Below are 11,046 nucleotides of genomic sequence, written 5' to 3'. Positions count from 1 at the left end.
GCCGGCGGCGCGTCCGCGCCGCCGGCGGGCCCCCCGGCCGCCCGACGCCCGTCGTCCCGCGCTGCCGAGACCAGGCGCAAGTGGTACGAGATCATCGGGCTCACCACACCGGCGGTCGCCGTCTACGTGATGTTCGTGCTGGTGCCGATGGGCTTCGCGGTCTACTACAGCCTCTTCCGCTGGCGCGGGGTCGGGCCGCCCACCGAGTTCGTCGGAATCAACAACTACATCCTCGCCTTCCAGGACCCGATCTTCCTGGACGCGCTGCGCAACAACGCCATCATCGTGTTCGGGTCGCTGCTGCTCCAGGGCCCCATCGCCCTGGCCGTGGCCCTGCTGCTCAACCGTCGCTTCGGCGGCCGCACCGTGTTCCGGCTCCTGGTGTTCGTGCCGTACGTCCTCGCCGAAGTCACCGTCGGCATCATGTGGAAGTTGATCCTCACCGGCGGCGGAACCATCGACGTGCTGCTGCGGCAGATCGGTCTGGGCAGCCTGGTGCAGGCGTGGCTCGCCGACCTCGACATCGTCATCTGGACGCTGCTGGTCGTCCTCACCTGGAAGTACGTCGGCTTCGCGATCATTCTCCTGCTCGCCGGGCTGTCGAACGTGCCGCCCGAGCTGACCGAGGCCGCCGCGATCGACGGTGCGAGCTGGTGGCAGACCCAGCGCCACGTCACGCTCCCGCTGCTGGGCCCGACGATCCGGATCTGGATGTTCCTGTCGATGATCGGCTCGTTGCAGGTCTTCGACGTGATCTGGGTGACCTCGGTGCCCGCGGTCCGGTCGCTCGGAGCCTCGGCCACCATGGCCACCTACATGGTGGACAACGGCTTCTTCGCCCGGCTCTGGGGCTACGGCAACGCGGTGGCCGTGATCCTGTTCGTCATCTCGTTCATCGCGGCGCTGCTGTTCCAGCGCTTTCTCCTCCGTCGCGACATCGAGGGCGCCGTCACCGGAAGGAGGAACTGACCGTGGCCGAGAACGCGCTGACGTCCCCCTCGTCGCCGCACCGCCGTCCGTTCTCGTGGGGCAATCCGCTGACCTACGGGCTGGCCCTCGCGATCGCCGCCGTCTCCATCGCCCCGGTGGTCTACGTGATCGTCGGCGGCTTCCGCACCACCCCGCAGATCATCGCGGACCCGGCCGGGCTGCCCGATCCCTGGGTGTGGGACAACTACGCCAGGGTGCTGACGCGGAGCGACTTCTGGCAGCAGGCGCTCAACAGCGCGGTGATCTCCCTGGGTACGACGCTCGGCGTCGTGCTGCTCGGCGTCTGCGCCGCGTTCGTGCTCGCCCGCTACAGCTTCCGGGGCCGGGAGGCGCTCTACACCTTCTTCACCCTCGGTCTGCTCTTCCCGGCCGGGGCGGCGATCCTGCCGCTCTATCTGATGCTGCGTGACCTCAACCTGATCAACTCCTACTACGCGGTGATGCTCCCGCAGATCGCCTTCTCGCTGCCGCTCACGATCGTGATCCTGCGTCCCTTCCTGGCCGCCGTACCCCGTGAGTTGGAGGACGCCGCGGCGATCGACGGCGCGGGCCGGCTCGGTTTCCTCTGGCGCGTCATGCTGCCGCTGTCCCGGCCAGCGCTGGTCACCGTCGGGGTCCTCGCGTTCGTGGCGAGCTGGAACGCCTTCCTCCTGCCACTGCTCGTGCTCGGCGACGCCGACCTGCACACCCTGCCGCTGGGCGTGCAGAACTTCTCCAGCCAGTACACCTCCGACACCGCCGGAATCCTCGCGTTCACCTCGCTGGCGATGCTGCCGGCACTTCTCTTCTTCACCTTCGCCGAGAAGCAGATCGTCGGCGGCCTGCAGGGCGCGGTGAAGGGCTGAGCGGCACCGGTACGCGCAGAGAGTCGAAACACCGCATAACCGTCTACCTGTTCGCCCGGCGGCCCCTCGTACGGGGGCCGATGGGCGTCGGAGGAAAGTGACCGACAACGTGACGCTGGACATCGAACAAAGCACCGCGACCTGGAACGACCCGACGCAGGCGTTGACCACCCGTGTCGACGCCCTGGTCGCCGCCATGACCCTGGCAGAGAAGATTTCGCAGCTCTACGGCGTGTGGGTCGGGGCCTCCGCCGACGGCGGTGAGGTGGCGCCCTACCAGCACGAGATGGAGGAGGCGGTCGACCTCGACGCGCTGCTGGAGACCGGGCTCGGCCAGCTGACCCGGCCGTTCGGCACCGCACCGGTCGACCCGGCGCTCGGCGCGCTGTCGTTGCTGCGGAGCCAGCAACGGATCACCGCCGCCAACCGCTTCGGCATCCCCGCGCTCGCCCATGAGGAATGCCTGGCCGGCTTCGCGACCTGGGGCGCCACCGCGTACCCGGTGCCGCTGTCCTGGGGAGCCACCTTCGACCCCACCGTGATCCGGCGGATGGCCGCCATGATCGGCTCCGACATGCGCCGCCTCGGCGTGCACCAAGGGCTCGCGCCGGTGCTCGACGTGGTCCGCGACGCTCGCTGGGGACGGGTCGAGGAGACCGTCGGCGAGGACCCGTACCTGGTGGGGACGGTTGCCACCGCGTACATCCAGGGGCTGGAGTCCGCGGGCGTGGTGGCCACCCTGAAGCACTTCGTCGGCTACTCCGCCTCCCGGGCCGGGCGCAACCTCGCACCGGTCGGCATGGGCCCACGGGAGCGGGCGGACGTGATGCTGCTGCCGTTCGAGATGGCGGTCCGCGAGAGCGGCGCGCGATCGGTGATGCACGCCTACACCGACACCGACGGGATGCCGTCGGCGGCCGACGAGGAGCTTCTCACCGGCCTGCTCCGGGAGACCTGGGGGTTCACCGGCACGGTGGTCGCCGACTACTTCGGCATCGCCTTCCTGCACACCCTGCACGGCGTGGCCGGCGGCTGGGGCGAGGCGGCCGGGGCCGCGCTCGCCGCCGGGGTGGACATCGAGCTGCCCACGGTGAAGACGTTCGGTCAGCCGCTGCGGGACGCGATCGCCGCCGGGCAGGTGCCCGAGGCGCTGGTGGACCGGGCGGTGCGCCGCGTACTGCTGCAGAAGGCGCAGCTCGGGCTCCTCGACCCGGACTGGAACCCGGTGCCGCCCGCGCTCGACGGCGTCGACGTCTCCGACCCCGACGCCGTGCGTGGCACCGTCGACCTGGACTCGCCGGCGAACCGGGCGCTCGCCCGGGAGGTGGCCGAGCAGGCCATCGTGCTGCTGCACAACGACGGCACCCTGCCGCTCGCCGGGCCAGCGCGGATCGCGGTGATCGGCCCACAGGCCGGGAGTCCGACGGCGGCGCTGGGCTGCTACTCGTTCCCGGTGCACGTCGGGTCCCGCCACCCGGAGCTGCCGGCCGGCATCGAGCTGCCCACGCTGGCACAGGCGTTGGCCGGCGAGTTCCCGGCGAGCGAGATGGTCGTCGAGGTCGGCGTGGGCATCGACGACCCGAACACCGGCGGTGTCGCCGCGGCCGTCGAGGCGGCCCGGAGCGCCGATGTGGTGATCGTGGCGCTCGGTGACCGGGCCGGGCTGTTCGGTCAGGGCACCAGCGGCGAGGGCTGCGACGCCGAGTCGCTGGCCCTGCCGGGGGCGCAGCAGCACCTGCTGGACGCGCTGCTGGACACCGGCACGCCGGTGGTGGTCACCCTGATCGCCGGCCGGCCGTACGCGCTGGGCCGGGCGGTCGACGAGGCGGCGGCCATCGCGCAGTCCTTCTTCCCCGGCGAGGAGGGGCCCACGGCGATCGCCGGGCTGCTCAGCGGGCGGGTCGAGCCGCAGGGGCGCCTGCCGGTCAGTGTGCCGCGCAGCCCCGGCGGCCAGCCCACCACCTACCTCGCCGCCCGGCTGGGGCATGCCACCGACGTCTCCAACCTGGACCCCACCCCGGCGTACGGGTTCGGGCACGGGCTCAGCTACACCCGGTTCGACTGGTCGGAGCTGGCGGTCGAACAGGCGGTGGCGGAGACCGATGGCGAGCTGCGGCTGGCCTTCACGCTGCGCAACAGCGGCGACCGGTGGGGCAGCGAGGTGGTGCAGCTCTACGCGCACGACCCGGTGGCCTCGGTGGTGCAGCCGGTGCAGCGGTTGATCGGCTACCTGCGGGTGCCGCTGGACGCCGGCGAAGGCTGCCGGATCCAGGTGAGCGTGCCGGCCGATCTGTTCTCGTTCACCGGGCGGGACGGTCGGCGGGTGATCGAGCCGGGGGCGTTGGAGCTGCGCCTCGGCTCGTCCAGCACGCAACCCCGGCTGGTGGCGGCGGTCGCGCTGACCGGCCCGGCACGGCAGCTGGACCACACCCGACGGATGCATCCGCTGTTCACCGTCCACGCGACCGTCTGAGCGCGTCGTGTACACCGACCTGCCCGAGGAGCAGCTGCGCGGCTACCGCAGCGCGGTGCGGGAGCCCGCGGACTTCGACCAGTTCTGGGCCGGCACCCTGGCGGAGGCCCGGGACGCCGGTTGGCCGGTACGGGCCGAGCCGGTGGCGAGCGGGCTGGCCGGCATCGACGTGCTCGACGTGACCTTCGCGGGCTTCGCCGGCCAGCCCGTGCGGGCCTGGCTGCGGGTGCCCCGTGTGGCCGGCACGGCGCTGCCGACCCTGGTCCAGTACGCCGGTTACGGCGGCGGGCGGGGGCACCCGCTGGAGAACCTGCTCTGGGCGTCGGCCGGGTTCGCGCACCTGCAGATGGACACCCGGGGGCAGGGGTCGGGCTGGAGTCGGGGCGACACCCCGGACCCGGGCGCCGCCGGCCCGGAGGCGCCCGGGGTGGCCACCCGGGGCATCGCCGACCCGCGCACGTACTACTACCGGCGGCTGATCACCGACGCGGTCCGGGCGGTGGACGCCGTCCGGACCCTGCCGGTGGTCGACCCGACCCGCGTGGCGGTGCTCGGGCACAGCCAGGGCGGCGGGTTGGCGCTCGCGGCCGGAGCGCTGGCACCCGGCCTGCGGGCGGTGGTGGCCTTCGTGCCGTTCCTCTGTGACATCCCGCGTGCGGTGGTCGCCACCGACGCCCGCCCGTACCGGGAGATCCGCGACTACCTGGCGATCCACCGGGACGCCGAGGAGCGGGTGCTGACCACCCTCGCGTACGTCGACGGGGTGAACTTCGCCCGGCGCTGCCGCCGGCCGGCGCGCTACTCGGTGGCGTTGATGGACGACATCGTGCCGCCGTCGACGGTCTACGCCGCCGTCAACGCCCACGCCGGTCCGACCGAGCTGTCGGTTTGGCGGTACAACGGCCACGAGGCCGGCGGCATCGACGACGACGAGGCGGCGCTGCGCTTCCTCGGCGAGCACCTGGGCGAGGGCGAGGGCCCGCTCGGCCGGCGGCCGGACGCTGATCCGACGCGGAGCCCCGGCCAGGCCTGATAGACAGGACGGGTGCGCAGGTCAGGACGGGTGGGCGGCGCCGTCGTACTGGCGCTCGTCACGCTGCTCGGCGGCTGCTCGCGGCCGGAGCCCCGCCCGGCGCCCACGGTCGCGGTGCCGGCGTCGTCGACTCCTGTCCCGTCGAGCCCTGCCCGGTCCGCCGCCGCCCGGCTGCCGGGGTTCGTGGTGCTGACCGACCTCGACCCCCGCATCCACGCCGACATCCGGTACGCCACCGCGCACAACTTCGTCGGCCGGCCGATCACCGGGTACCCCGAACCGCTCTGTCTGCTCACCCGGCCGGCGGCCGAGGCGCTGCGGCGGGCGCAGGACGCAGCGCTCGCCGGCGGGCACAGCCTCAAGGTGTACGACTGCTACCGTCCGCAGCCGGCGGTGGACGACTTCGTGGCCTGGGCGAAGCGCCCCGGCGAGCAGCAGACCAAGGCCGAGTTCTATCCGGACGTGGCCAAGAGCCAGCTCTTCGCCGACGGCTACATCGGGGCGCCCACCGCGCACAGCCGGGGCAGCACCCTGGACCTGACCCTGGTCGACGAACCTGCCGCCAGCCAGCCCCCGTACGATCCCGGGCGGCCGCTGGTCGCCTGCACCGCTCCGCGCGGGCAGCGTTTCGCCGACAACAGCATCGACATGGGCACCGGCTTCGACTGCTTCGACGCCCGGGCGCACACCGCCGACCCCCGCATCACCGGCACCGCCCGGGACAACCGGCGACTGTTGCAACGGCTGATGACCGACGCCGGGTTCGTCAACTACGACCGCGAGTGGTGGCACTACCGCTACCGCGACGAGCCGTACCCGGACACCTACTTCGCCGCGCCGGTCGCCCGTTCCTCGGTCGGTTGACGCCACCTGGCCTCAACGCATAACCTTTCGTCTATCTGTAAACCTTGTGAACAAATGGGTTTGCAGCGACGCGGCGGCGCGCGTCCCCAGGCCACCACCGAAGGGACGATCAGGTGATCGCAGAACTCTCCTCCCATGCCAGGCGGATCATCTCGCTGCTGGTCGCCCTCGTCGTCACGCTGAGCGTCGGCGTCGCCGTCAACGCCTCACGTGCCGCACAGGCCGCTCCGACGTTCAAGGTCCTGGCCTTCTACAACGGCACCTGGGACCCGGCACACATCGACTTCGTCCGGGACGCCCGCGCCTGGTTCCCGCAGGCGGCCGCCCAGTACGGCTTCTCCTGGGAGGCGACCACCAACTGGGGCCTGCTGAACAGCGCGAACCTCGCCCAGTACAAGGTCATCATGTTCCTCGACGACGCGCCGCCGGCCGCGCAGCGTGCCGCGTTCCAGCAGTACATGCAGAACGGCGGGGCGTGGCTGGGCTTCCACGTCACGGCGTTCAACACCAACCCGTCGAGCTGGAGCTGGTACTACAACGCCTTCCTCGGCACCGGCGCGTTCCAGTCGAACACCTGGGGGCCCACCCGGGTCACGCTGCGCGCCGACAACCGCACCCACGCCGCCACCCGGAACCTCCCGGCGACGTTCCCCTCGTCGATCAGCGAGTGGTACTCCTGGAACAACGACCTGCGGCAGAACCCCGACATCGACATCCTCGCCTCGATCGACCCGTCCAGCTTCCCGGTCGGCACTGACCCCAACCAGTCCTGGTACAGCGGCTACTACCCGCTCGTCTGGAGCAACAAGCGGTACAAGATGCTCTACGCCAACTTCGGCCACAACGCGATGAACTACGACACCAACACCGGGCTGTCGTCCACCTTCGACAGCGCTTCGCAGAACCGGCTGCTGATCGACGGGCTGCACTGGCTCGCCGGAGCGGGCACCAGCCCCACCCCGACGCCCACGCCGCCCGCCGGCCCGATCTCGCCGACCGCCTGGCACACCGTGGTCAACCGGGGCAGCGGCAAGTGCGTCGACGCGCGGGCCGCCGCCAGCGCGAACGGCACCGCCGTCCAGCAGTACGCCTGCAACGGCAGCGCGGCGCAGCAGTACCAGTTCCCGCCGACCAGCGGCGGCTACCTGCGGGTCAACAACCGCAACAACAGCGCCCAGGTGCTCGATGTGACCAACGTGTCGACCGCCGACTCGGCGCCCATCCAGCTCTGGTCCTACAGCGGCGGAAACAACCAGCAGTGGCGGGCGGAGTCGGAGGGCGGCGGCTACTACCGGTTGGTCAACCGCAACAGCGGCAAGTGCCTCGACGTGCCGGGAGCGTCCACGGCCGACAGCGTTCAACTCGTTCAGTACACCTGCAACGGCACGGCGGCACAGTCCTTCCGGCTGGTCCCGCAGCCGTAGGCCGCCGTCCCGACGCCTCCGGTTCGGCCCGCGCTGGAATGCTGCTACGACGCCTGGCCAGCGCGGGCGAACCGGGCGGCGACGTCCCGCAGGACGGCGCGCAGCTCCGGTGGGTCGAGCACGTCGAAGTCCACCTCCAGGGTGCCGAGGAAGGCGGCCAGGTTGGCCAGCGACTCCCCGCCGGTGTGCAGCAGGCAGGTGTGCTCGTCGATCGCCTCGAGCAGACCCGCGGTGGCGGGGATGCGCTGCGCCATCCGGTCGGCCGGTGCGTGCAGGCGTACCCGGGCGGGGTGCGGCCAGGCTGTGGAGCCGACGCCGCGCAGCACGTGCGCGACCGCGTCGCCACCGGGCGGCTCGCGGGGTGCGAAACGCGGACCGGTCGGCACCCGGGGCCGGATGCGGTCGGCGCGGAAGGTCCGCCAGTCGGCCCGGTCGGTGTCCCAGCCCAGCAGGTACCAGCGCCGGCCGGTGTAGACCAGCCGGTACGGCTCGACGTCGCGCACGGTGGTGGTGCCGTCGTGCCCGGCGTAGTCGAAGCGCAGCCGCTCGCGGCGATGCACGGCCGTGGAGACGGCGGTGAGCGTCTCGGCGTCGACGGTCGGGCCACCGGCCGCGGCGGAGACCGTGGCCGTGCGCAACGCGTCCACCCGGTGCCGCAGCCGCGACGGCAGCGACTGCTCCAGCTTGGCCAACGCCCGCAGCGACGTCTCCTCGATGCCGCGCACCGAGCCGGACGCCGCCGCCCGCAGGCCGACGGCCACCGCCACCGCTTCGTCGTCGTCGAGCAGCAGCGGCGGCAGGGCGGACCCCGCGCCGAGCCGATAACCGCCGGCGACCCCGGGCCGGGACTCGATCCGGTAGCCGAGCACCCGCAGCCGTTCGACGTCGGCGCGCACCGTGCGGGCGGTGACCGCCAACCGGTCGGCCAGCTCCGCGCCGGACCAGTCGCGGTGGCCCTGCAGGAGGGCGAGCAGCCGCAGCAGTCGCACGGAGGTCTCCACCATGCTGGGCAGTCTGCCGGAGACCAGCACCGGCCCGCGCCCGCGAGGCGGCAGTCGGGCCCGGCGGGCAGCACCCGGTCGAGCGCCATACCTGTGAGTCATGAACATGACTCACAGGTATAGGGCCCACGAGTGGGTGGATGCCCCGGTTAATCGGTTGCTCGCCGCACGCCGGGCTGTTGAGCTACCTGAAACCACCACCGATCTCAGGGAGAAGCAATGCGCGCTGCGTCGATGTCCGGCCAGAAGGGACCTGTCACCTACCTGAAGGACACGACGCTTCGTGAAGACCCTCAACCTTGGCATCCTGGCGCACGTCGACGCCGGTAAGACCAGCCTGACCGAGCGACTGCTGTACGCCGTCGGCGTGACCGACCGGCTCGGCAGCGTCGACGCGGGCAGCACCCGCACCGACTCCCTGGCACTGGAGCGGCAACGCGGGATCACCATCCGCTCGGCCGTCGTCTCGTTCGTGCTGGACGACGTGACCGTCAACCTGATCGACACGCCCGGTCACCCGGATTTCATCGCCGAGGTCGAGCGGGTGCTCGGCGTCCTCGACGGTGCGGTGCTGGTGATCTCCGCGGTCGAGGGCGTCCAGCCGCAGACCCGGGTGCTGATGCGTACGCTGCGCCGGCTGCGCATCCCCACGCTCATCTTCGTGAACAAGGTCGACCGGGCGGGGGCGGACCCCGAGCGGGTGGTGCGGGCCGTCGCGGAGAAGCTGACCCCGTCCGTGGTGACCATGGGGTCGGTCGCGGGGCCCGGCACCCGGGACGCCCGCTGCACGTCGTACGGCCCGGCCAATGTGGGCTTCACCGACCGGCTGCTCGACCTGCTCGCCGGTCAGGACGACGCGTTGCTCGCCGACTGGGTGGCGGACCCGGCGACGCTGCCGTACCCCCGGCTGCGCCGGGCGCTGGCCGACCGGACCGGTCGGGCGCTGGTCCAGCCGGTGTTCGCCGGCTCGGCCATCACCGGCGCCGGAGTGGACGCGCTGATCGCCGGGATCACCGAACTGCTGGCCACGGCCCAGGGCGACGCCGAGGCCCCGGTCTCCGGCACCGTGTTCGCCATCGAGCGCGGCCCGGCGGGGGAGAAGATCGCGCTGGTCCGGCTCTTCACCGGCACCATCCGGGTCCGGGACCGGATCCGGGTCGGTGCGGCCGGCGCCTCGGTGGTCACCGCGGTACGCGTCGTCGCCGACGGGGCGGACGTCGCGGCGTCGTCGGTCGGCGCGGGCCACATCGCCCGGCTGTGGGGCCTCACCCAGGCGCGGATCGGTGACCCGGTCGGCGTACCCCCGGAGCGCGCCGGCACGGACCGCCAGTTCGCGCCGCCCACCCTGGAGACCGTCGTGGTCCCGGCCCGCGCCGCGGACCGGGTCACGATGCACGCCGCCCTGAGCCAGCTCGCCGAGCAGGATCCGCTGATCAACCTCCGGCAGGACGACCGGCAGCACGAGATCAGCGTCTCGCTCTACGGCGAGGTGCAGAAGGAGGTCATCCAGGCCACCCTGGCCGACGACTTCGGGGTCGCCGTGACCTTCCGGGAGACCAGCACGGTGCACGTGGAGCGGGTCAGCGGCGTCGGCGAGGCGGTCGAGGTGATCGCCGTGGCGCCCAACCCGTTCCTGGCCACCGTCGGGCTGCGGGTGGCCCCGGCGCCGGTCGGCGCGGGCGTGAGTTTCCGGCTCGGCGTCGAGCTGGGCTCGATGCCACCGGCGTTCTTCGCGGCCGTCGAGGAGACCGTGCACCGGACGCTGCGCCAGGGTCCGCACGGCTGGCAGATCCCGGACTGCGAGGTGACGATGACCCATGCCGGCTACTGGGCCCGGCAGAGCCACTCCCATGGCACCTTCGACAAGAGCATGTCCAGCACCGCCGGGGACTTCCGCAACCTGACCCCGTTGGTGCTGATGACCGCGCTCACCCGGGCCGGCACCCGGGTGCACGAGCCGGTGCACCGGTTCCGGCTGGAGGTGCCGGGCGACGTCCTCGGCACCCTGCTGCCGGCGCTCGCCCGGCTCGACGCGGTGCCGACCGACACCACCGGGCAGGGCACGTCGTACCTGGTGGAGGGGGACATCCCGGCGGGCCGGGTGCACGCGCTGGAGCGCCGCCTGCCGTCGCTGACCCGGGGCGAGGGCGTGCTCGAAACCGCATTCGACCGGTACCGGCCGGTGCGGGGCCCGGCCCCCACCCGGGCACGCTGGGACCACAACCCGCTGGACCGCAAGGAGTACCTGCTGGCGGTGGCCCGCCGGGTCGTCGGCGGCCGGTAGCCGGCGCGGGCCTGGTCGAGGTGCGCCGCCCGATCAATGAGCCTTTTTCATCCTCGGTGGGTCGGGTTCTCGACGTGATGTAGGACGAGGATGGCCTGCACGATCGGGGTCGCCCGGTGCGGGCTGCAGCGC

8 protein-coding genes and 1 pseudogene are annotated in these 11,046 nt (G+C 72.3%); 7 read left to right on the top strand and 2 right to left on the bottom strand.

All coding sequences use genetic code 11. From position 1 onward, the window contains the following. The 6 genes from ACWD5O_RS36140 to ACWD5O_RS36115 all read left to right on the top strand — a co-directional run. Window positions 1-969, top strand: a 969-nt coding sequence (locus ACWD5O_RS36140; protein WP_450088069.1) for a carbohydrate ABC transporter permease, incomplete at its 5' end; no start/stop codon positions are given. A gap of 2 nt (window positions 970-971) precedes the next feature. Next, the gene (locus ACWD5O_RS36135; protein ID WP_450088068.1) at window positions 972-1,835 is read left to right on the top strand and encodes a carbohydrate ABC transporter permease; all 864 of its coding nucleotides are present in this window, start codon (window positions 972-974) and stop codon (window positions 1,833-1,835) included. Window positions 1,836-1,932: 97 nt separating this feature from the next. Next, window positions 1,933-4,308 carry a beta-xylosidase/alpha-l-arabinosidase gene (locus ACWD5O_RS36130; RefSeq protein ID WP_450088067.1) on the top strand — a complete coding sequence of 792 codons (2,376 nt, stop codon included), beginning with the start codon at window positions 1,933-1,935 and terminating at the stop codon, window positions 4,306-4,308. Window positions 4,309-4,315: 7 nt separating this feature from the next. Then, window positions 4,316-5,341: an acetylxylan esterase gene (locus tag ACWD5O_RS36125; protein ID WP_450088066.1), complete on the top strand. Its 1,026-nt coding sequence runs from the start codon at window positions 4,316-4,318 to the stop codon at window positions 5,339-5,341. Between the two features lie 12 nt (window positions 5,342-5,353). Next, window positions 5,354-6,205, top strand: a complete 852-nt coding sequence (locus tag ACWD5O_RS36120) for a M15 family metallopeptidase (RefSeq protein ID WP_450088065.1) — start codon at window positions 5,354-5,356, stop codon at window positions 6,203-6,205. 113 nt (window positions 6,206-6,318) lie between these two features. Further along, the gene (locus ACWD5O_RS36115) at window positions 6,319-7,629 is read left to right on the top strand and encodes an RICIN domain-containing protein (protein WP_450088064.1); all 1,311 of its coding nucleotides are present in this window, start codon (window positions 6,319-6,321) and stop codon (window positions 7,627-7,629) included. Window positions 7,630-7,673: 44 nt separating this feature from the next. Here the strand turns inward: ACWD5O_RS36115 and ACWD5O_RS36110 are convergent, their stop codons facing one another. Next, on the bottom strand, window positions 7,674-8,633 hold the full coding sequence (locus tag ACWD5O_RS36110; protein ID WP_450088063.1) for a helix-turn-helix transcriptional regulator: 960 nt from the start codon (window positions 8,631-8,633) through the stop codon (window positions 7,674-7,676). Window positions 8,634-8,913: 280 nt separating this feature from the next. Between ACWD5O_RS36110 and ACWD5O_RS36105 the strand changes: the two genes are divergently transcribed. Next, a complete protein-coding gene (locus tag ACWD5O_RS36105) occupies window positions 8,914-10,914 on the top strand; it encodes a GTP-binding protein (protein ID WP_450088062.1) in 2,001 nt (666 codons plus the stop codon). 47 nt (window positions 10,915-10,961) lie between these two features. On the opposite strand, the pseudogene ACWD5O_RS36100 reads toward ACWD5O_RS36105, so the two are convergent. After that, window positions 10,962-11,046 (bottom strand): annotated as a pseudogene (locus ACWD5O_RS36100) (IS5/IS1182 family transposase); the annotation flags it as partial.

The organism is Micromonospora sp. NPDC005161 (assembly GCF_053599855.1).
The sequence above is the reverse complement of the archived record's forward strand: the minus strand, read 5'-3'. Positions and strand labels throughout refer to the sequence as shown.